The organism is Luteimonas campi (genome assembly GCF_051162505.1).
In the GTDB taxonomy this organism is placed as follows: Bacteria; Pseudomonadota; Gammaproteobacteria; order Xanthomonadales; family Xanthomonadaceae; genus Luteimonas.
In genome coordinates, this window is sequence record NZ_JBNWEM010000003.1 from 551,518 (window position 1) to 571,933 (window position 20,416).

General features: G+C 69.3%; 17 protein-coding genes. 12 read left to right on the forward strand and 5 right to left on the reverse strand.

Annotation, left to right across the window (positions count from 1 at the left end; all coding sequences use genetic code 11):
• Window positions 1-123 precede the first annotated feature (123 nt).
• The 6 genes from ACQYVW_RS12425 (at window position 124) to ACQYVW_RS12450 (ending at window position 5,608) form a co-directional block, all read left to right on the forward strand.
• Window positions 124-1,095 carry an SPFH domain-containing protein gene (locus ACQYVW_RS12425; protein ID WP_434947189.1) on the forward strand — a complete coding sequence of 324 codons (972 nt, stop codon included), beginning with the start codon at window positions 124-126 and terminating at the stop codon, window positions 1,093-1,095.
• A 9-nt stretch (window positions 1,096-1,104) separates the two neighbouring features.
• Window positions 1,105-1,536, forward strand: a complete 432-nt coding sequence (locus tag ACQYVW_RS12430) for an NfeD family protein (RefSeq protein ID WP_434947222.1) — start codon at window positions 1,105-1,107, stop codon at window positions 1,534-1,536.
• A gap of 157 nt (window positions 1,537-1,693) precedes the next feature.
• Entirely contained in the window at window positions 1,694-2,665 is a 972-nt protein-coding gene (locus tag ACQYVW_RS12435) for a cation diffusion facilitator family transporter (protein ID WP_434947190.1), read from the forward strand.
• Window positions 2,666-2,737: 72 nt separating this feature from the next.
• Window positions 2,738-3,832: a glycine cleavage system aminomethyltransferase GcvT gene (gcvT, locus tag ACQYVW_RS12440; RefSeq protein WP_434947191.1), complete on the forward strand. Its 1,095-nt coding sequence runs from the start codon at window positions 2,738-2,740 to the stop codon at window positions 3,830-3,832.
• Window positions 3,833-3,926: 94 nt separating this feature from the next.
• Window positions 3,927-4,322, forward strand: coding sequence for a glycine cleavage system protein GcvH (gene gcvH, locus ACQYVW_RS12445; RefSeq protein WP_434932794.1), 396 nt, complete (start codon window positions 3,927-3,929; stop codon window positions 4,320-4,322).
• Between the two features lie 851 nt (window positions 4,323-5,173).
• The gene (locus ACQYVW_RS12450) at window positions 5,174-5,608 is read left to right on the forward strand and encodes a hypothetical protein (RefSeq protein WP_434932793.1); all 435 of its coding nucleotides are present in this window, start codon (window positions 5,174-5,176) and stop codon (window positions 5,606-5,608) included.
• Between the two features lie 540 nt (window positions 5,609-6,148).
• Here the strand turns inward: ACQYVW_RS12450 and ACQYVW_RS12455 are convergent.
• Window positions 6,149-7,543 (reverse strand): serine hydrolase domain-containing protein, encoded by a 1,395-nt coding sequence (locus tag ACQYVW_RS12455; RefSeq protein WP_434932792.1) that lies wholly within the window; start codon window positions 7,541-7,543, stop codon window positions 6,149-6,151.
• 85 nt (window positions 7,544-7,628) lie between these two features.
• Between ACQYVW_RS12455 and ACQYVW_RS12460 the strand changes: the two genes are divergently transcribed.
• Window positions 7,629-8,231, forward strand: a complete 603-nt coding sequence (locus ACQYVW_RS12460; RefSeq protein ID WP_434947192.1) for a LemA family protein — start codon at window positions 7,629-7,631, stop codon at window positions 8,229-8,231.
• 127 nt (window positions 8,232-8,358) lie between these two features.
• Entirely contained in the window at window positions 8,359-10,245 is a 1,887-nt protein-coding gene (locus ACQYVW_RS12465; protein WP_434947193.1) for a M48 family metallopeptidase, read from the forward strand.
• Window positions 10,246-10,289: 44 nt separating this feature from the next.
• Here the strand turns inward: ACQYVW_RS12465 and ACQYVW_RS12470 are convergent, their stop codons facing one another.
• Window positions 10,290-11,903: a GMC family oxidoreductase gene (locus ACQYVW_RS12470; protein ID WP_434932789.1), complete on the reverse strand. Its 1,614-nt coding sequence runs from the start codon at window positions 11,901-11,903 to the stop codon at window positions 10,290-10,292.
• Between the two features lie 99 nt (window positions 11,904-12,002).
• Here ACQYVW_RS12470 and ACQYVW_RS12475 point away from each other — a divergent pair, with 99 nt between their 5' ends.
• Entirely contained in the window at window positions 12,003-13,391 is a 1,389-nt protein-coding gene (locus tag ACQYVW_RS12475; protein ID WP_434932788.1) for an NTP/NDP exchange transporter, read from the forward strand.
• Window positions 13,392-13,400: 9 nt separating this feature from the next.
• On the opposite strand, the gene ACQYVW_RS12480 is transcribed toward ACQYVW_RS12475, so the two are convergent.
• The 3 genes from ACQYVW_RS12480 to ACQYVW_RS12490 all read right to left on the reverse strand — a co-directional run bounded on the left by ACQYVW_RS12480 (window position 13,401) and on the right by ACQYVW_RS12490 (window position 16,874).
• Entirely contained in the window at window positions 13,401-13,781 is a 381-nt protein-coding gene (locus tag ACQYVW_RS12480; RefSeq protein ID WP_434932787.1) for a hypothetical protein, read from the reverse strand.
• Window positions 13,782-13,828: 47 nt separating this feature from the next.
• Window positions 13,829-14,299, reverse strand: coding sequence for a hotdog fold domain-containing protein (locus ACQYVW_RS12485; protein ID WP_434932786.1), 471 nt, complete (start codon window positions 14,297-14,299; stop codon window positions 13,829-13,831).
• Window positions 14,300-14,396: 97 nt separating this feature from the next.
• Window positions 14,397-16,874, reverse strand: a complete 2,478-nt coding sequence (locus ACQYVW_RS12490; protein ID WP_434947194.1) for an acyl-CoA dehydrogenase — start codon at window positions 16,872-16,874, stop codon at window positions 14,397-14,399.
• Window positions 16,875-17,030: 156 nt separating this feature from the next.
• Between ACQYVW_RS12490 and ACQYVW_RS12495 the strand changes: the two genes are divergently transcribed.
• From ACQYVW_RS12495 to ACQYVW_RS12505, 3 genes are all read left to right on the forward strand, one after another.
• On the forward strand, window positions 17,031-17,660 hold the full coding sequence (locus ACQYVW_RS12495; RefSeq protein ID WP_434932784.1) for a TetR/AcrR family transcriptional regulator: 630 nt from the start codon (window positions 17,031-17,033) through the stop codon (window positions 17,658-17,660).
• Window positions 17,661-17,721: 61 nt separating this feature from the next.
• Window positions 17,722-18,462, forward strand: a complete 741-nt coding sequence (locus tag ACQYVW_RS12500; protein WP_434947195.1) for a helix-turn-helix domain-containing protein — start codon at window positions 17,722-17,724, stop codon at window positions 18,460-18,462.
• A gap of 118 nt (window positions 18,463-18,580) precedes the next feature.
• Window positions 18,581-20,338, forward strand: coding sequence for a phosphoenolpyruvate carboxykinase (GTP) (locus tag ACQYVW_RS12505; RefSeq protein ID WP_434947196.1), 1,758 nt, complete (start codon window positions 18,581-18,583; stop codon window positions 20,336-20,338).
• Window positions 20,339-20,416: the final 78 nt, after the last annotated feature.

Consider the following 20,416-nt stretch of genomic DNA (forward strand, 5'->3'; position numbering starts at 1 on the left):
GGGCGGAAAGGGTCGCAGCCCCGGCAGCGGCCGGGCGCGTGGCATCGGTCAGGGGCGTCACATCCGGCCCGGCGGCGCCGTCACCGACCTATACTGGAAATCACGCGAACGAGGGGAAGTCCCATGGGTGGAGGCATGTTCCTGACCGCGGTGCTGCTGGTGGCGGGCATCGTGATCCTGTTCAAGACGGTGCGGATGGTGCCCCAGGGCTACGAGTGGACGGTGGAGCGCTTCGGTCGCTACACCCACACCATGACGCCGGGCCTGCACTTCCTGATCCCGGTGGTCTACGGGGTGGGCCGCAAGGTCAACATGATGGAGCAGGTGCTGGACGTGCCCAGCCAGGACGTGATCACCAAGGACAACGCGGTGGTCAAGGTCGACGGCGTGGTGTTCTTCCAGGTGCTGGACGCGGCCAAGGCCGCCTACGAGGTGGCCAACCTCGAGATCGCGATGATCGCGCTGGTGCAGACCAATATCCGCACCGTGATCGGCTCGATGGACCTGGACGAATCGCTGAGCCAGCGCGAGACCATCAACGCGCAGCTGCTCAACGTGGTCGACCACGCCACCAATCCCTGGGGCGTGAAGGTCACCCGCATCGAGATCCGCGACATCCAGCCGCCGCGCGACCTGGTCGACTCCATGGCCCGGCAGATGAAGGCCGAGCGCGAGCGTCGCGCGGTGATCCTCGAGGCGGAGGGTCATCGCCAATCGGCGATCCTGCGCGCCGAGGGCGAGAAGCAGGCGGCGATCCTCGAGGCCGAGGGCGAGAAGGAGGCCGCGTTCCGCGAGGCGGAGGCGCGCGAGCGCCTGGCCGAGGCCGAGGCTAACGCCACGCGCATGGTCTCCGATGCGATCGCGCAGGGCGACGTGCAGGCGATCAACTACTTCGTCGCGCAGAAGTACGTGGAGGCGTTCGGCAAGCTGGCGACCGCGCCCAACCAGAAGTTCGTGCTGATGCCGATGGAGTCCAGCGGCATCATCGGCTCGATCGCGGGCGTCGCCGAACTCGCCAAGGAAGCGCTCGGCAAGCAGCAGGCGGCGCCGCGGAACCCGGCGCCCAACCGCGCCAGCTTCCCCGCGGGAGACTGAACCATGGAGTTGCGCTGGGACGTCGTTGCGTGGGCCGCGGTCGCGCTGCTGCTGTTCGCCGCCGAGGCGCTGGCGCCCGGCGCCTTCATGCTGTGGATGGCCTTCGCCGCGGTCGCGGTGTTCCTGGCGGTGCTGGCGATTCCCGGCATCCCGCTGCTGGCGCAGGTCGCGGCCTTCGTGGTGCTGAGCTTCGTGTCGATCCAGGTCTATCGGAAGTGGTTCCGCGGTCGCGGCCGAGAGAGCGACCATCCCACCCTCAACCGGCGTGCCTCGCACCACATCGGACGCGTGGTGCCGCTCGAGCAGGCCATCGTCGCCGGGCGCGGGCGGGTCAAGATCGGCGATGCGTTCTGGGTGGTCGAAGGCCCGGATCTGGCGGCGGGTACGCCGGTGCGCGTGGTGGGCACCGATGGCGTGGCGCTGCGGGTGGAGCCGGCGTAAACCTGGCGGGCGCCGGATCGGCGCACCGCGTCGGCTCCGCCTTGCTGATAAGCACGCCCGGACCCGGGACGCAGTCGCTGTCTCTGGGCACCGGCGCGCGCTGCCCTGGGCATGGGCGATTGTGTAACAGCCGCCGCGATCGCTAGCGTGCCCGGCCATGGGACACGACCACGACCACGCCAGCGCCGCCAGCATCCGTCACGAGAAGCCCCTGTGGTGGGCGCTCGGACTCATTGTCGCCTTCATGCTGGTGGAACTGGCGGCCGCCTTCGCCACCAACAGCCTGGCCCTGCTGTCGGATGCCGCCCACATGGCGACCGATGCGCTCGCCCTGGCCATCGCCCTGGTCGCGGTGCGGCTCTCGCGCCGCCCGCCCGACGCCAGGCGCAGTTTCGGCTACGTGCGCACCGAGGCGATGGGCGCGATGCTCAACGGCCTGCTGCTGTTCGGGCTGGCCGGCTACATCCTGTGGGAATCGGTGCAACGCTTCCTGCAGCCGCCGCAGGTCGCAACCCTTGGCATGCTCGTCGTGGGCATCGCCGGGCTGGCGGTGAACCTGGTCGCGATGCGCCTGCTGCATGCCGGCAGCGGCGAGAGCCTCAACGTCCGTGGCGCCTACCTGGAAGTGTGGGCCGACATGCTCGGCTCGGTCGGGGTGATCCTGGCCGCGCTGGTGATCCACTTCACCGGCTGGCAGCTGGCCGACCCGACCATCGCGGTGGCGATCGGGCTGTGGGTGCTGCCGCGCGCCTGGACGCTGATGCGCCAGGCCGGCAACGTGCTGATGATGGGCGTCCCCGACGGGATCGATCTCGACGAGGTGCGGGCGGCGCTGACTACGCTGCCCGGTGTGGCGGGCGTGCACGACCTGCACGTGTGGGCGCTCGCCTCCAGCCAGGCGGCGATGACCGCGCACCTGGTGGTGGACGCCTCGGCGGATTCGCGCGAGCTGCGCCACCGGGCGGCGGCGCTGCTGCTGCGGCGCTTCGACATCGGGCATGCCACCCTGCAGATCGAGGGCGCGGGCGACTGCCATGGGCACGGCTGCGACGCGACCGGTTCCGACGGCACCCATGCCGCCCACGGCGGACACGATCACCACGGCCATCCCCACGCCCATCGACACTGAGCGTCCCGACCGCGACGGCCGGGGGCGATGCGTTCTGGGATAATCGGCGCACTCCCGCAACAGGATCGCGCCATGACCCGCAAGACCGTTCTCAATGACAGCCATCGCGCCCTCGGCGCCAGGATGGTCGATTTCGGCGGATGGGACATGCCGATCCACTACGGCTCCCAGATCGACGAGCACCACCAGGTGCGCCGCGACGCAGGCATGTTCGACGTCAGCCACATGACCGTCGTCGACCTCCACGGCGCGCAGGTGCGCCCGTTCCTGCGCAGGCTCGTCGCCAACTCCGTGGACAAGCTCAAGCAGCCGGGCAAGGCCCTGTACGCCTGCATGCTGGACGAGCGGGGCGGCATCATCGACGACTTGATCATCTACTACCTGAGCGAGGACTGGTTCCGCCTGGTGGTCAACGCCTCCACGCGCGAGAAGGACCTGGCCTGGATCGGCGCGCAGGCCGAACCGTTCGGCGTCGAGGTGCGGGAACGCGAAGACCTGGCGATGATCGCCGTGCAGGGTCCGAACGCACGCGAGCGGGTGCTGGGCCTGATCGGTGGCGAGGATGCGGCCGCGGTCGGCGCCCTCGGCAAGTTCGCCGCGCGCGATGTCGCCGGCACGCGCTTCGGCGACCTGTTCGTCGCCCGCACCGGCTACACCGGCGAGGACGGCTTCGAGGTGATCGTGCCCGCGACCGGTACGGTCGCCCTGTGGGAGGCGCTGCTGGCGGCCGGGGTCAAGCCTGCCGGCCTCGGTGCGCGCGACACCCTGCGCCTGGAGGCCGGCCTCAATCTCTACGGCCAGGACATGGACGAATCGGTGTCGCCCTTCGAAGCCGCGCTCGGCTGGACGGTGGCACTGGACGATGGCCGCGACTTCATCGGCCGCCCGCTGCTCGAACAGCACAAGCGCGAAGGCGCCCCGCGCCAGATGATCGGGCTGGTGATGGACGAGAAGGGCGTGCTGCGCCACGGCCAGCGCGTGCTGACCGCGGGCGGCGACGGCGAGATCCTCTCGGGGACCTTCTCGCCCACGCTCGGCAAGGCGATCGCGTTCGCGCGGGTGCCCGCGGGCGATGTGTCCTCCGGCGTGCGGGTCGACATCCGTGGCCGCGAAGTGCCGGTCCGGGTGGTGCGGTTCCCCTTCGTCCGCGACGGCAAGGCCCTCTGACCCGGTCCGGCCGGCGGCGGTTGCGGTGCCGGCGCCGGGCTTGGCTACACTAGCCGCCCCTTCCCCTGAAGCCCGTACGAGAGCGGAGTCCACGATGAGCGAGATCCCTGGCGACCTGAAGTTCCTGAAGTCCCACGAGTGGGCGCGCGTCGAAGGCGACGGCAAGGTCACCGTCGGCATTTCCGACCACGCCCAGGGCCTGCTGGGCGACCTGGTGTACGTCGAACTGCCCGCAGTCGGCGACAGCATCGAGGCCGGTACCGCATGCGCGGTGGTCGAATCGGTCAAGGCGGCGTCGGACGTCTATGCGCCGGTGTCGGGCACGGTGACGGCGGTCAACAGCGCGCTGGCCGACAAGCCCGAGACGATCAACGAGGACGCCTACGGCGAGGGCTGGCTGTACGTGGTCGAGCTCAGCGAACCCGACCAGCTCAACGACCTGCTCGAGCCGGACGACTACGCCGAACTGCTCGAGGAAGACGATCACTGATCGCTCACGCGGCGGGCGCATCGCCCGCCGCCGAAGCGGACGTCGCCGGGTTTACCGCGGCGTTCGCTTCCGGTGAACGCGGCACGCGCGACACATCCGCGAACGCGACAGGTCCGCCCCGGACCGACGCCACGAACCTCGCTTGCTGCTTTCGAAGGCATCACCCACCTCGAAAAAGTTTGCGCACTTTCGGCGCAAACGCCCGTTGTGCGCCGCGCAACGCGACCTTCCGAAACCTTCCGTTCAACTGCCGTCGCGCTCCCGACGGACGCGCGCGGCGACGTGCCGGGCGTGCGTTCCGACGACGCGTGGCGCGTGGCGAATCCAGAGCGGAATTTTCAAAACACACTTGTTTTTCGCGCTTTCGTTTCGCGCGTGTCGTGCGACGGCGAAGATGCGGGAAGGTTTCGCACGGTGGTGGCGATGCTCCGGCTGCGTGCGCCTGGCCGACGTCCGTGCACGCGCCGCGAAGAATTCGCGACGCGGGGTGTTGACAGCCGAAAAAACCGTGATTAGGTTTCGCCCAACAGACGGTTGCCGCAGAAGCGAGTGAGTCAGTACACAGCGAAAACGCGCAGCAAAAAAAACACCTCCGCCCCGAACTTCTACAAGGTGGATGAAGGCACCGTCTCCGCTGCGAAAACCAGACCACCCTTTTCCAGACACCTGCGCCGCACCGGGCCGCAGGTGTTTTCGTGTTACCGGGACTGCGTTCCCCCGAGCGCGTTGTCCCTGCCGTATCCGTTCCGGCGCGCGTCGCGCGCCGGCGGTTGTGCGCGGGTCCGATACCCGCGTGCTGCTTGACCACTGGGCAGTCGTACTGCAAGTCAACTGACGAGGAGAGCCATCCCATGGCCGCGAAGAAAGCTGCAAAGAAGAAGGTCGCCAAGAAGGCGACCAAGGCACCTGCCAAAAAGACCGCCAAGGTCGCGAAGAAGAAGGTAGCCAAGAAGGCGACCAAGAAGGCCGCCAAGAAGACCGTCCGCAAGGCTGCCACCAAGAAGGTAGCCAAGAAGGCCGCCAAGAAGACCGCCAAGAAGGCGGCCAAGAAGACCACCAAGAAGGCCGCCAAGAAGAAGGTAGCCAAGAAGGCGGCGAAGAAGTCGACCCGCAAGGTCGCCAAGAAGGCCACCAAGCGTCCTGCCAAGAAGGCCGCGAAGAAGACCACCAAGAAGACCGCCAAGAAGGCGGCTGCGAAGAAGACCACCAAGAAGGCAGCCAAGAAGCGGACTGCCAAGAAGGGTGCCGCTGTGGCCATGCCGCCGATGCCGACGCCCCTGATCTGATCCCCGATCAGCCGTAACCGAAGCTCCTTCTCCGCGTGCCCAGGCGGAGAGGGAGTTTTTTTTGGGACTGCCGCTTGGCGACGCGCGACCGGCGAGTGAGTGACGGGCCGCGGTCCCCGACGGATCGGCCTGCAGGGCCATGCCCCGCCGGCAGGTGATCGCACAGCGCTCCGCCAGGTGTCTGGCGACCGACTGCTGGATGTCCATTCGCGTCAGCGGGCGATGAGCCGGCGCTCCGGAGGGCGGTGCAAGTTTCGCCGACGATGCATCTTCCGGCTTCGGGCAAGGCGAGGCCGCTGCTGGCCACGCGTCAGGCGCAGTGCTGCCGGGGTGGTAGCGGCACCCCGTCCTCCTCGCGTCTGGCCAAACCGCATCGGCGAAAGGTCGGGCGACTGTGCGGCCACCGTTACCCGCGTCGAAACCACGCGCGGAACACCAGGCCGCGATCGCTCGTCTTGGTCACAGGTTTCAGCGACCACCACTGCGCGGCGGTCGGCGTCGTGGCACGCCTGCAGTGCGGCAGAACGAGACGCGGCGGGCTCAGTCCGGCTGGGCCTGGGCACGGTCCGACTGCGGACCACCATGCGCCGGCGGCTCGGCCCCGTCGGAGGCGTAGAGCGTTTCCATGTCGATGTCGACATCCAGCCACTGCTGCGCAGGCAGGCCGATCGCCCGGTCCAGGATCGTCGGCAGCAGGCCGGAGGGCAGCGAACTGTTGCTGTTCCACAGCACCACCACGCCGAGGTCGCGCTCGGGCAGCATCGCCATCAGGCCGCGATAGCCCTGCACCGCGCCACCGTGGAAGACCAGGCGGTGGCCGGCGTAGTCGTAGACACGCCAGCCCAGACCATAGCCGGCCGAGTTCAGGCGCTCGCGTCGCCAGGAACTGCCGCGGATCTCGCCGGGCGTCCCCACGATCGGCGCCTGCAGCGTGGCCAGCAGGGGCGCAGGCAGCACGTCCGGGCGGTGACCGCCCTGGGCGAGCAGCCACTGCGCCATGTCGGCGGCGCTGGCGTTGACCCCGGCCGCCGGCGCCAGCCGGTAATAGGTGGGCTTGGGCATCAGCGACTTCCAGCCGCCGCCGGCGCGCACGTGCGGCTTGGCCCAGCGCGGGCTGGCGGTGATGCCGTCGAGGCCCAGGCTGGCGTCGTTCATGCCCAGCGGCTTGAAGATGCGACGCGCCACCGACTCGCTGTAGAACTGCCCGCTGGCGGCGAACACCACGTCGCCCACCAGGCTGAAGGCGACGTTCTGGTAGCCGTAGCATTCGCCCGGGCCGCATGCCATGGGCACGGCCGCGAACCGCTGCACCAGGCTGTGGTATTCGGCATTGCTTTCGATGTCGCGGTCGTAGGTGTGATGGCGCAGGCCCACGCGGTGGCTGAGCACGTCCGCCACCGTGAGCCGCTGCGCGGCGGTGGGATCGGCGAACTGCAGGCTGGGCATGAAGTCGGCCACGCGGCTGTCCCAGCGCAGCGCGCCTTCGGCCACCAGCATGCCGGTCACGGTGCCGGCGAACGATTTCGACAGCGAAGCCAGGCGGAACACGGTGTGCGCGTCCACCGGCTCGGCATTGGAGACGTCGGTGATGCCGTAGCCGCGCGCGCTGAGCACCTGGCCGTTGTGCACGATCGCCATCGCCATGCCGGGCACGCGCTGGTTGGCGACCAGGTCCTGGGCCATCGCCTCGAACAGGCGCACGTCGAAGCCTTCGGCCAGCGGCAGGCGCTTGACCTCGGCCGGCAGCGGCGCGGGACGGTCGGCCGGGACCACCGGCGTGATCGGTGCCGGCGTCACATCCGCCGCGACCGGCGCGTCACTGGTCCATGGCAGCGGTGTCTGCGCGGCGACGGTCAGGGCGATCGCCGGCAGCAGGCCGAGCAGCAATGCGCGATGCAGGCGTGTGCTGCGCGGCCGGGGAAGGTTCGCTTTCATCGGGACTGCCCCCTGCGTATGCTCTCGCTGCAGGCGATCATATGCGCCTGTTTCCGCAGTTGCATGAACAAGGGGAGGAATCTTCGTGAGTGGATTGATTCTGCTGGCGATCCTGGTCGGAATCGCGGTGCTGTTCGGCGGCTGGGGCATCGGTATCTACAACGGCCTGGTGACCGCCCGCAACGCGTTCAGGAATGCCTTCGCGCAGATCGACGTGCAGCTGCAGCGCCGCTTCGACCTGATCCCCAACCTCGTCGAGACCGTGAAGGGCTATCTGGCCCACGAGCGGCAGACGCTCGAGGCCGTGATTGCCGCGCGCGGTGCGGCGGTGTCCGGCCTCTCCGCGGCCAAGGCCAGCCCCGGCGATCCGGCGGCGATGGCCGAACTCGGGCAGGCGCAGGGCATGCTCAACAGCGCGCTGGGCCGGCTGCTGGCGGTGGCGGAGGCCTATCCGGACCTCAAGGCCAACCAGAACATGATGCAGCTCACGGAAGAACTGACCAGCACCGAGAACAAGGTCGCCTTCGCCCGGCAGGCCTACAACGACTCGGTGATGGCCTACAACAACAGGCGCGAGGTGTTTCCCTCCAGCCTCGTCGCGGGCATGTTCAACTTCGCGCCGGCCGCCCTGCTCGACATCCCGGCCGACCGCGCGGAGGTGCGCGAAGCGCCGAAGGTGCAGTTCTGAGGAGCCGGGAGCCGGGATTCGGGATTGGGGATTCGGAAGAGCGGCAGGTCGCGCCTGCTGTCCGAGTCCCGGCGCGCGCTCCTGATCTTCCGAGTCCCCAATCCCGAATCCCGAATCCCGGCTCCCGATGAACTTCTTCGAACGCCAGGCGCAGGCGCGCCGCAATACGTCGCGGCTGGTGCTGCTGTTCGCGCTGGCGGTAGTCGGGATCGTGGTGGCGGTGGACGTGGGCGTGCTGCTGGTGTTCGGGGGCGATCCGGTGCTGCTGGCGCTTTCGACCCTGCTGGCACTGGGAGTGATCGGGATCGGCTCTCTGTACCGCGTGGCGTCGCTGCGCGGCGGCGGCGAATCGGTGGCGCTGCAGATGGGCGGCGTGCCCGTGCCCGAGGACACCACCGACCTGCATCTGCGCCGGCTGCGCAACGTGGTCGAGGAGATGTCGATCGCCTCGGGCGTGCCGGTGCCCAAGGTCTACGTGATGGAGCACGAGCCGGGCATCAACGCCTTCGCGGCCGGCTACTCGACCTCCGATGCGGTGATCGCGGTGACCCGCGGCGCGCTCGACCGGCTCAATCGCGATGAGCTCCAGGGCGTGGTGGCCCACGAGTACAGCCATATCCTCAATGGCGACATGCGGCTGAACATCCGCCTGATCGGCGTGCTCTTCGGCATCCTGATGCTGGGCCTGATCGGCCGCAAGATCCTGCAGCACGGTGGCAGCGTGCGCGGGCGCGGGGCGATGCCGGTCCTGGTGGCCGCGCTGATCGCGCTGCTGGTGGGCTATGTGGGGCTGTTCTTCGGGCGCATGATCAAGGCAGCGGTCAGCCGCAGTCGCGAGGTGCTGGCCGATGCGTCCGCGGTGCAGTTCACGCGCCAGGCGAGCGGCCTGGCGGGTGCACTGAAAAAGATCGCCGGCCTGCACGATGGCTCGCGACTGGCCGAGCGCGCCGATGCGGAGGAAGTCAGCCACATGCTGTTCGGCGACGGCACCGGGCTGAGCGGACTGTTCGCCACCCATCCGCCGGTGCTGCAGCGGATCCAGGCGCTGGAGCCGTCGTTCAAGCCCGAAAGCCTGGAGCGGCTGAGGGCGCAGTGGCTGGCGGTTCCGCCAAGCGGGCTGGACGAGGACATGCAGATGGGGCTGGTCGCGGCGGGGCGCGGTGCGTTGCCGCTCGCCTCTGCAAGGCTCGACGTCACCCCGCCGATGGTCGCGTCCCAGGTCGCCGATCCGCGCGAGGACGACTACCGGCGCGCCGACGCGATCGTCGCCTCCATGCCACCGGCGCTGCGTGCGCTGGCCGGCCAGCGCGATGCCGCGGGAGCCCTGCTGCTCGGCCTGCTGCTCGACGACGATGCGGATGTCGCCGACCGCCAGCGCAGCGAGATCGTGGCGAGGCTCGGCGTGCAGGCCGCGGCGGAAGCGCGGCGACTGCGCGAGGAGCATCTGCGCGCGCTGCATCCGGCCTTGCGCATGCCGCTGGCCGCGCTCGCTTTCCCGACGATGCGGCTGCGTCCGCGTCCCGAGCTGGCGACCTACCTCGACACCGTGCATGCCATCGTGCACGCCGACGGCCGCGTGAGCCTGTTCGAGTACTGTCTTGGCCGCCTGCTGGAAGTGCAGCTGCGCGAAGCGCTCGATCCCGCCCGCTACGCGCGCTTCGGCCGACGCAAGCCGGGCAATGTGCGCCAGGAGTTTTCCATCCTGCTGGCGGTCGTGGCGCAGGCCGGGCATCCCGGGGATCCGGACGGTGCGCGTCGCGCCTACCTCGCCGGCATGCAGCGCGTGCTGCCGCGCGACCATCTTCCCTATGCGCCGCCTGCCGAAGGCGTGCTGGCGCTGGATGCGGTGTGGGATGCGCTGGACGCGCTCGACCCGCTGGCCAAGCAGCTGGCGGTGGAGGCGATTACCGACGCGGCCTCCCACGACGGCCGGATCTCGGTCGCCGAGTCGGAGCTGCTGCGCACGATCTGCGGCGTGCTGCACTGCCCGCTGCCGCCGATGCTGGAGCATTGAGTCGCCCGCGCAAGGGGACTCCATCTGCCACCCGCTGTCGTGCCCTATCGATCTGCGCAGCGGATCAGCGCCGATGCGCGCTCGGCGATCATGATCGTGGGTGCATTGGTGTTGCCGCCGGGCAGGGTGGGCATCACCGAGGCGTCGACCACGCGCAGGCCCTCGACGCCGTGGACACGAAGCTCCGGGTCCACCACCGCGATTTCGTCGCTGCCCATCCGGCAGGTGCCGACCGGGTGGTAGACGCTTTCGGCGCGGGCGCGGACGAAACGCGCCAGTCCTTCGTCGTCCAGATCGTCGCGGACAGGCTGGATCGGGCCGCCGCGGTAGGGCGCGAACGCCGGCTGGGCCAGGATCTCGCGCGAGATCCGCGCACATTCGACCATCATCCGCAGGTCGAACCCTTCCGCATCGGATAGATAGTTCGCCTGGATCCGCGGCGCATCGCCGCCGCGGTCGCTGGCCAGCGTGATGCGGCCGCGGCTGCGCGGACGCAGGAAACAGGCGTGCAGGGTATAGCCATCGCCGGGCAGGCGGCGCCGGCCGTGGTCTTCGAGCATCGCCGGCACGAAGTGGAGCTGGATGTCCGCGCGCTCGTCCGGCGCCAGCGGCGAACGCACGAAGCCGCCGGCCTCGGCGATGTTGCTGGAGTCCGCGCCTCGTCTGCCACGCAGGTAATAGTCGAAGGCCAGGCGCAGCTCGCTGGCGCGGTCGTAGGAGACGCGCCGGGTGGCCTGGCGCAGCGTGCAGATGTCGAGGTGGTCCTGCAGGTTGGCGCCGACGCCCGGTGCGTCGTGCTGCACGCGGATGCCGTGCCGCCGCAGGTCCGCGGCCGGGCCAATGCCCGACAGCATCAGCAGCTGCGGCGAGTTGATCGTGCCGCCACACAGGATCACCTCGCGTGCCGCGGGCTGGTGGAATGCGCGGCCTTGCGCGGTGTACACCAGGCCGGTCGCGCGACCGCGCTCGAACGTGATGCGCTGCGCCTGGGCGCCGTTCAGGATGCGAAGATTGCCGCGCCTCCGCGCCGGCCACAGGTAGGCGGTGGCGGCCGAACAACGCGCACCCTCGGACTGGGTGACCTGGTAGAGGCCCACGCCTTCCTGGACGGCGCCGTTGAAGTCGGTGTTGCACGCGAAGCCGGCCTGGACGCCCGCCTCGACGAATGCCTGCGACAGTGGATTGACGTGTCGCAGGTCGCACACCGACAGCGGCCCATCGGCCCCATGCAGGGCATCGCCGCCGCGGGTATTGCCCTCGCTGTGGCGGAACCAGGGGAGCACGTTGTTCCAGTGCCAGCCGCTGGCGCCGAGCGCAGCCCAGTGGTCGTAGTCACTCGGCACGCCGCGGATGTAGCACATGGCGTTGATGGAGCTTGAGCCGCCCAGCACCTTGCCGCGCGGCCACCACAGTGTCCGCCCGTCCAGCGCGGGCTCGGACGCCGTGCTGTAGTTCCAGTTGATGTCCCTGCGGTGGACCAGGCGCGCCAGGCCCGCGGGCATGTGGATGAACGGATGCCAGTCGCGCGGACCGGCCTCGAGCAGCAGCACGCGCACGTCCGGATCTTCCGAGAGCCGGCTGGCGACAACGCAGCCGGCCGATCCTGCGCCGACGACGATGTAGTCGAACGTGGGCGTGGTGGCGGGCCGGCTGCGCATCCGCGGGAAGGTAGGGCGCGGGCCTAGAGCATATGCTCGGCTGCTGGAATGCGCCGCCGCATTCGGCTACCGTTTGCGCGCCCCACGCGTGGAACCCAGATGAGCAGCGCAGCCGAACACCACGTCCCTGCGGGCCGGGCCGCGAGGTTTCGCGCGGCGTTCGCCGAATCCCCGCCGCTGCTGTGGTCGTTCCTGTACTTCTTCTGCCTGCTCAGCGGCTACTACGTGCTGCGCCCGGTGCGCGAGGCGATGGCGGCTTCCAGCGATATCGAAGCGGTGTTCCCGCCTGCGCTGATCGGCTTCTTCGCGGAGCGTGGCGTAGCCCTGGGCGAGTTCACGCTGCAGTTCATCTTCACCGCCGTGTTCGTGATCATGCTGCTGCTGCAGCCGGTCTACGGCTGGCTGGTGAGCCGCTTCGCGCGCCGCGTGTTCCTGCCGGTGATCTACGGCTTCTTCATCGCCACCCTGCTGCTGTTCTACGCGATGTTCGACAGCGGCATGGCGGGGCGCGGGCTGGCCTTCATCCTGTGGCTGACGGTGTTCAACCTGTTCGCGGTCGCGGTGTTCTGGAGCTTCATGGCCGACGTCTACAGCAACGTCGAGGCCAGGCGGTACTACGGCTATATCGGAGCGGCGGGCACGATCGGCGCCTTCGTCGGCCCGATCCTGACCCGGGCGCTGGTCGAGCGCGTGGGCATCCCCAATATGATGCTGGTGTCGGCCGTGCTGCTGAGCCTGTGCGTGGTCTGCATCCTGCGGCTGCGGCGGTATGCGGTGGCGCGCGAGGCCGAGCGCGGCCAGGCCAGCGGCGAGACGCCGATGGGGGGCGAGGTGCTGGCCGGGCTCAAGCTCATCGCCCGCGAGCCGCTGCTGCGCTGGCTGGCGCTGATGGTGGTGCTGGGTGTGGGCATCGGCACCCTGCTGTACAACGAGCAGAACCGGATCGCCCGCACCGCCTTCGCGACCGCCGAAGAACGCGCGGCGTTCTTCTCCACGCTCGATCTCGCCGTGAACTCGCTGACCCTGGTGGTGCAGTTGCTGGTTACCCGCGCGCTGATGTCGCGCTTCGGCATCGCGCCGGCGCTGCTGATCCCGGGCGCGGCGATCATCCTCGGCTTCTCGGTCCTGTCGGCTTCGCCGTTGCCGCTGATGGTGGCGATCGTGCAGGTGGTCACCCGCGCCAGCGAGTTCTCGCTGGCCAAACCGGCCCGTGAGACCATCTACACGCGTGTGGGCCGCGAGTGGCGTTACAAGGCCGGCGCGGCCATCGACACGGTGATCTACCGCGGCGGCGACCTGGCCTTCGTCTGGCTGCACAAGCTGCTGGCGGCGTTCGGTTCGAACGTGGTGTTCAGCGCGGGGCTGGTGATCGCCTCCGGCATGACCTTCAGCGCCTGGCGGCTGCTGCGCGAGGAGGCGAAGCTGCCGCCGGAACGCGCAGCCAGGCCTGCGGCGGGCGAGGCGGCAGCCAGGCCGGACCCGGCCTGAGCCGGAGCGTCAGGCGCGCAGCAGCGGCCAGGCGAACAGCAAGGCGCCGCACGCGAACAGTGCGCTGAGTGCGTGCACCAGCGGATGATGGATCCGCAACCAGACGAACTGCGCTGCGAGCCGGATCAGCCAGAACGCCGACATGCCGGCCATCATCGCGCGCCCCAGGGGCGTATGCACGAGCGCCGCGGGGTAGAGCAGGCACAGCAGTCCGACGCCGGCGAAGACCCAGACCAGCTGGAGGTTGGCGATCTGCACGATCGCGCGGTTCGGGCCGCCCGCATGCAGCAGCGAGCGCGGCCAGTCGAACCAGCGCCAGAAGCCCAGATGGAACAGGGCGAAGCCGAGGCTGTGCACGGCGCAGAGCAGGAGGATCGTGTCGACCGACATCCCAAAGTCCTCCCCGATGTCCGATCCGGCCCCGCCGGCCGCGCGCCTCAGCTGCGGCGCGGCGAAACCCACATGCGAATGGTCGCCCGGAACACCAGTTCGCCAGCGGGGTCGAAGACTTCGACGCGCACCGGCAGCTCATAGCCGTCGGCGGCTTCGCGCGGCGCTTCCAGCGGCGCGGCGACGGCGCGCATCGCGCCCCTGGCCTTCTTCAGGTATTCCACGGCCATGCCGCGCGGGATCCAGCGCATGGTGGCGGGAATGCTGGCGTCGGTGGTCAGGCCGCCGATGAACTCGGCCAGGTTGCACAGGGCGATGGCGTGGACGGTGCCGAGGTGGTTGCTGACGCGACGGCGGTGACGCACCGTGGCCTCGCCGCGCCCGGGTGCCAGCGACACGATGCGCGGCGCGATGCTCGAGAAATAGGGCGCTTTCCAGCACACCAGGCGCGAGAACAGCCAGCGTCCGGCCGGTTTGCCTTCCAGTGAGCGGTACAGCGCGAGGACGTTCGAGGTCATGGCGGATTCCGCGGCGGGCCCGCCCGCAGGGGCGGGCCGCTGGTTGGCGACGATTCGACGGTCGCCCGCATTGCGCGGGCGACCGGGGGCAGCGCGGTCAGGCCGCTTCGCGCGGCTGGCGCTTGTGCTGCGGCAGGTCGTAGTAGCTGGCGGCTCGCAGTTCGTGGGTATCGAAGTCGTCCACGGTAATGGTGTCGAGGGTGAGTTCGCGCAGTTCCTCCAGCTGCCTGCGCTCGTCGGCGGTGATCCAGCCCTCGCGCACGCCTTCGTCCAGCTGCGAGGCGAAGTCCAGCGCCTCGATGTCGCTGGCCTTGAGCGCCTTGAGGAACTTGCGCTCCACCGGCTCGGCGGCGATCGCCTTGGCCAGGTAGCTGTCGATGCGGCCTCCCATGTTGTTCTCGCACGGGGTCAGGAACACCCCCTGCGCCAGGCGGTCGCGCGCCTCGTTGGGCGTCATCAGCGACGCCGCCACGCGGTGGCTCAGGCGGTCGCCCGGCGGCACGGCGCGGCGGCCGAGCGGGAACACCACCGGCCACAGCAGCCAGCCCAGCGGCTTGATCGGGAAGTTCCGCAGCGCCTGCGACAGCGCCAGCTCGATCTGGTGCGCGCTGTTGTGGAAGGCCCAGGCCAGCAGCTGGCGATCCGATTCAGGCGCGCCCAGGTCGTGATGGCGCTTGAGCACCGCGCTCATCATGTACAAGTGGCTGAGCACGTCGCCCAAGCGCCCGGACAGCGACTCCTTGAACTTGAGCTTGCCGCCCAGCGCGCCCAGCGACACGTCGGTGAGCAGGGCCAGGTTGGCGGCGTAGCGGTCGAGCCTGCGGAAGTAGCGGCGGGTATTGTCGTCGCCGGGCGCCGCACCGATCTTCGAGCCGGTGAGGCCGAACCAGAACGAGCGCACCGCGTTGGAGATCGCGCCGCCGATGTGGGCGTACAGCGCATCGTCCAGCGCCTCCAGGCCGGCCTTGCCGTCGGGGTCCTGCGCCGCCTTCATCTCCTTCATGATGTACGGGTGGCACAGGATCGAGCCCTGCCCGAAGATCAGCAGGCTGCGGGTCATGATGTTGGCGCCTTCGACCGTGATGGCGATCGGCGAGGCCTGCCAGGCGCGGCCGCCGAGGTTGCGCGGCCCGAGGATGATGCCCTTGCCGCCGACGATGTCCATGAAATCGCTGGCGACCTCGCGGCCCATCGAAGTGCAGTGGTACTTGGCGATCGCCGACGGCACCGAGGGCACGTCGCCGCGGTCGACCGCGGCCGCGGTGGCCTGCGAAAGCGCGCTGATCGCGTAGGCCTTGCCGCCGATGCGTGCCAGCGCTTCCTCGACGCCCTCGAAGCGGCCGACCGACAGGCCGAACTGCTTGCGGATGCGCGCATAGGCGCCGCCCACGACGGCCGCGAACTTGGCGCCGCCACTGGCGGTGGAGGGCAGGGTGATCGAGCGGCCCACGGCCAGGCATTCGTTGAGCATGTTCCAGCCCAAGCCGGCCTTCTCGACGCCACCGATCAAGTGCTGCAGCGGCAGGAACACTTCCTTGCCGCGCACCGGCCCGTTCTGGAACGGCGAGTTGAGCGGGAAGTGGCGGCGACCGACCTCGACACCGTCGGTGTCGCGCGGCAGCAGCGCCAGGGTGATGCCGATATCGCGGGTGTCGCCGATCAGCCCGTCCGGGTCGTACATGCGGAAGGCCAGGCCGATGATCGTCGCCACCGGCGCGAGCGTGATGTAGCGCTTGTCGAAGGTGAGCTTGACGCCGAGGACTTCCTCGCCGTTCCACTGGCCCTTGCAGACGATGCCGAAGTCCGGGATCGAGGTGGCGTCGGAGCCGGCGAAGGGGCCGGTCAGGCCGAAGCAGGGCACTTCCTGGCCCACCGCGAGGCGGGGCAGGTAGTAGTCCTTCTGTTCCTGGGTACCGTAGTGCATCAGCAACTCGCCCGGACCGAGCGAGTTGGGCACGCCGACGGTGGAACTGACCACGCTGCTCACCGAGGACAGCTTCTGGATCACCTTGTGGTGCGCCAGCGCACTGAAGCCCAGGCCGCCGTACTCCTTCGGGATGATCATGCCGAAGAACTTGTTGCGCTTGATGAAGTCCCACAGCTCCGGCGGCAGGTCGGCGTGGACGTGGTTGATCTCCCACTCGTTGGTCATCCGGCACAGCTCTTCCACCGGGCCATCGAGGAAAGCCTGCTCCTCGGCGGTCAGCTCGGGCTTGGGGTAGGACAGCAGCGTGTTCCAGTCCGGATCGCCGGAAAACAGTTCGCCCTCGAAGCCGACCGAACCGGTTTCCAGCGCGATGCGTTCGGTCTGCGACAGCGGCGGCAGCGCCTTGCGCAGGAAGCCCAGCGCCGGCGCGGTGATCAGCGGCTTGCGCACGAACGGCAGCAGCAGCGGCACCGCGACCAGGGCAAGCAGCGCACCGGCCACCACCGTGGCGTCGCGGTCGGCGCCGAGGAACCAGCAGCCGACCAGCGCGGCGGCACTCAGGGCTACCCAGATGGGGAGGCGCGCGCGGTGGTAGGCCGCGAATGCGCCAACGAGCAGCAGGGCGATGAAGGGAATGGCGACGCTCATCCGATGTGCCTCCAGAAGTTGCTGGCCTGCGCAGCGCCAATCGCCGTGTCAGGCCTGACCGTACGGGTGAGTATGGCAGTCCCTCCGGACTTGTCAACGGACCGCTGGATGGGTGACGATACGATTCCCGACGGCAGCGTATGGACAACGATCGACATGGCCAGATCCGCCACCAGGCCCGCTGCGGACGCACCGACCGCCACGGGCGCCACTGCCGCCAAGCCGGAGCGTAGCGGGCGCCTCAGCGCCGAGGACTGGGCGCAGGCCGCGCTCGAGCTGATCGCCGAACAGGGTGTCGCCGCGGTCGCGGTCGAACCCCTGGCCCGCAGGCTGGGCGTGACCAAGGGCAGCTTCTACTGGCATTTCCCTTCGCGCGAGGCCCTGCTGCAGGCGGCGCTGGAGCGTTGGGAGACGGTGGAGCAGCAGGCCGTGTTCGGCACCCTCGAGCGTGTGCCAGATCCGCGCGAGCGCCTGCGGTCGCTGTTCCAGATGGTCGCTCACGAATACCAGTCGCACGTGATCTACAGCGCGTTGCTCAAGGCGCTCGACCACCCGGCGGTGCAGCCGGTGATCGACCGCGTGTCCAAGCGCCGCCTCGACTACCTGACCGCCTCGTTCCGCCAGACCGGCCTGGGACGCGAGGAGGCGCTGCATCGCGCACGCCTGACCTACGCCGCCTATGTCGGCTTCCTCCAGCTCAACCTGCAGCTGCACCAGGCGCGCATGCCCCAGGAGGAATTCGAGGCCTACGTGGAGCACCTCACGGCCACGCTCGTTCCGGCCTGATGCACGTGATGGGCTGCGCGGTCGACGACCAGCCCGGAACCCAGGCGGAAGGGGCGCGGCGATGAGTGTTTCGGTCGATCTGGTCAACGCACTCAAGCGTGCGCTGCGCGCGCAGGGCCTGACCTACCGCGAACTCGCGCAGCGGATCGGCCTGAGCGAGGCCGCCGTCAAGCGCATGTTCTCGCGCCGCGCGATGAGCCTGCTGCGACTCGAGCAGATCTGCGAGGTGCTGGGGGTGGGCCTGGCGGGGCTCGGTGCCGAGGCCGGTCGCGGAGCCGAGCCGATGGCGCGCCTGAGCGAAGCGCAGGAGCAGGCGCTGGTCGACGATCCCGCCTTGATGCTCGCGATGTTCTTGAGCATCAACCGCTGGCGGCAGGAGGACGCGATGGCGCACTTCGCCTTCACCCTGCCGCAGTGGACCGGGTTGCTGGTCCGGCTCGACCGGCTCGGCATCATCGAACTGCAGCCCGGCAACCGGGCGCGGCCATTGACCGCGCGCAACTTCCGCTGGCTCACCGACGGGCCGATGGAACGCCACTTCCGCCACACGCTGCTGGGCGACTATTTCGCGGACCCCTTCGATGGCGAGCAGGATCGACTGCTGCTGCTCTCCGGCGCCCTGAGCCCGGAGGGCGTGAAGCAGATGAAGCAGCGGCTCGAGGACGTGGCGCGCGAGTTCGACGGGCTGCTGGCCCGCGATGCCGCGCTGCCCGCCGAGCAGCGCGTCGGCGTGAGCCTGGTGCTGGCGCAGAAGCCATGGCTGCTGCGGCTGTTCGCGCCCTACCGTCGTGCGCGGGACTGATAACGCTGTCATCTCCAACGTGTCGCATTGCAGCAAGCGCCCACGTCGCAGGGGCGCATAGACTGTTGCAATTGATACGTACTTTGCCGGCGCTTGCCGGATTTTGGAGAGGACATCGATGAATGCAGTTCCGCGCCCGCAGGCAGCGCCTGCGCATGGGAGCCGGCTGGCCGCGCTCAACGACTGGGTGGACGAGGTCGTCGCCCTGGCCAGGCCCGACCGCGTGCACTGGTGCGACGGCAGCCAGGACGAGTACCGGGCGCTGGTTGCCGGCATGCTGGCCGACGGCACCCTGGTCGAACTCAACCAGGACACCCACCCGGGCTGCTACCTACATCGCTCCGACCCCCAGGACGTGGCCCGGGTCGAACACCTGACCTTCGTGTGCACGCGCGAGCGCGACGACGCGGGTCCCAACAACCACTGGATGGCGCCCGCCGAGGCGCATGCGAAGATCGACGCGCTGTTCGAGGGCTGCATGGAGGGCCGCACGCTGTATGTCGTGCCCTACTGCATGGGGCCGATCGACTCGCCGCTGGCGCGCTGCGGCGTGGAAATCACCGACTCTCCCTACGTGGTCGCCAACATGCGCCTGATGACGCGCATGGGCGCGGCTGCCCTGGCGCGCATCGAGCGCGAGGGCGAACAGGGCGGCTCCTTCGTGCGCGGCCTGCATTCCATCGGCGAGCTCGATCCCGACCGCCGTTTCATCATGCATTTCCCCGAGGAACTGGGCATCAAGTCCTATGGCTCGGGTTACGGCGGCAATGCGTTGCTCGGCAAGAAATGCCATGCGCTGCGCATCGCCTCCTGGCAGGCGCGCCAGGAAGGCTGGCTGGCCGAGCACATGCTGATCCTCGGTCTGGAAAACCCCCAGGGCGAGACGCACTACATCGCCGCCGCCTTTCCCAGCGCCTGCGGCAAGACCAACCTGGCCATGCTGATTCCGCCGGAGTCGTATCGCACGCAGGGCTGGAAGGTGTGGACGGTGGGCGACGACATCTGCTGGATGCGCCCGGGCGAGGACGGGCGCCTCTGGGCGATCAACCCGGAGGCCGGCTATTTCGGCGTCGCGCCGGGAACATCCGCCAGGACCAACCCCAACGCGCTGGCGATGATCCAGCGCGACACGATCTACACCAATGTCGCGGTCACCGACGACAACCAGCCCTGGTGGGAAGGCCTGGACGATCGCGTCCCGGCCTTGGACTGGCAGGGCCGCCCTTACGATCCGGCCAACGGTCCGGCCGCGCATCCCAACGCGCGCTTCACCGTCTCGGCGCAGCAGTGCCCGAGCTGGTCGCCGCGCGCGGAAGACGCGCAGGGCGTGCCGATCTCGGCGATCGTGTTCGGCGGACGCCGGTCCACCTTCATGCCCCTGGTGTTCGAGGCCCGCGACTGGACACATGGTGTGCGCGTGGGCGCCGCCATGGGCTCGGAAACCACCGCCGCGGCCACCGGCGCCGTGGGCGTGATGCGCCGCGACCCGATGGCGATGAAGCCTTTCTGCGGCTACCACTTCGGCGACTACTTCGCGCACTGGCTGTCGTTCGACCGGCCCGGCGCGAAGCTGCCGAAGATCTTCCACGTCAACTGGTTCCGCAAGGGCGAGGACGGCCGCTTCCTGTGGCCGGGCTTCGGGGAGAACATGCGGGTGCTGGAGTGGATGGTGGGGCGTGTGGCTGGAACCGCCGGCGCGGTCGAGAGTCCGATCGGGCTGCTGCCGGAGGAGGGTGCGGTCGCTTCGCCCCTATGCGACGCGGCCGATCTCGAGGAGGTATTGCAGCTAGACGCGCAGGGCTGGTCGGTGGAGCAGGATGAAATCGCGCGCCACTTGGCGCAGTGCGGAGAGCGGCTGCCGCACGCACTGCGCTGAGAAACCGGTGGGGCGATAAGGGCCGCCGCTTGCGCGCAGGCAGGCGGCGCTGGCTAGAATGCGACGAACCGCCGTCGG

Excerpts from the sequence above, each read along its gene's own strand:
- ACQYVW_RS12425 (WP_434947189.1), top strand. The coding sequence starts at position 124 with ATGGGTGGAGGCATGTTCCTGACCGCGGTGCTGCTGGTGGCGGGCATC.
- ACQYVW_RS12495 (WP_434932784.1), top strand. The coding sequence starts at position 17,031 with ATGGCCAGATCCGCCACCAGGCCCGCTGCGGACGCACCGACCGCCACG.
- ACQYVW_RS12480 (WP_434932787.1), bottom strand. The coding sequence starts at position 13,781 with ATGTCGGTCGACACGATCCTCCTGCTCTGCGCCGTGCACAGCCTCGGC.
- ACQYVW_RS12470 (WP_434932789.1), bottom strand. The coding sequence starts at position 11,903 with ATGCGCAGCCGGCCCGCCACCACGCCCACGTTCGACTACATCGTCGTC.
- ACQYVW_RS12455 (WP_434932792.1), bottom strand. The coding sequence starts at position 7,543 with ATGAAAGCGAACCTTCCCCGGCCGCGCAGCACACGCCTGCATCGCGCA.
- ACQYVW_RS12485 (WP_434932786.1), bottom strand. The coding sequence starts at position 14,299 with ATGACCTCGAACGTCCTCGCGCTGTACCGCTCACTGGAAGGCAAACCG.
- ACQYVW_RS12490 (WP_434947194.1), bottom strand. The coding sequence starts at position 16,874 with ATGAGCGTCGCCATTCCCTTCATCGCCCTGCTGCTCGTTGGCGCATTC.
- ACQYVW_RS12450 (WP_434932793.1), top strand. The coding sequence starts at position 5,174 with ATGGCCGCGAAGAAAGCTGCAAAGAAGAAGGTCGCCAAGAAGGCGACC.
- ACQYVW_RS12475 (WP_434932788.1), top strand. The coding sequence starts at position 12,003 with ATGAGCAGCGCAGCCGAACACCACGTCCCTGCGGGCCGGGCCGCGAGG.
- gcvH (WP_434932794.1), top strand. The coding sequence starts at position 3,927 with ATGAGCGAGATCCCTGGCGACCTGAAGTTCCTGAAGTCCCACGAGTGG.
- ACQYVW_RS12500 (WP_434947195.1), top strand. The coding sequence starts at position 17,722 with ATGAGTGTTTCGGTCGATCTGGTCAACGCACTCAAGCGTGCGCTGCGC.
- ACQYVW_RS12465 (WP_434947193.1), top strand. The coding sequence starts at position 8,359 with ATGAACTTCTTCGAACGCCAGGCGCAGGCGCGCCGCAATACGTCGCGG.
- gcvT (WP_434947191.1), top strand. The coding sequence starts at position 2,738 with ATGACCCGCAAGACCGTTCTCAATGACAGCCATCGCGCCCTCGGCGCC.
- ACQYVW_RS12435 (WP_434947190.1), top strand. The coding sequence starts at position 1,694 with ATGGGACACGACCACGACCACGCCAGCGCCGCCAGCATCCGTCACGAG.
- ACQYVW_RS12505 (WP_434947196.1), top strand. The coding sequence starts at position 18,581 with ATGAATGCAGTTCCGCGCCCGCAGGCAGCGCCTGCGCATGGGAGCCGG.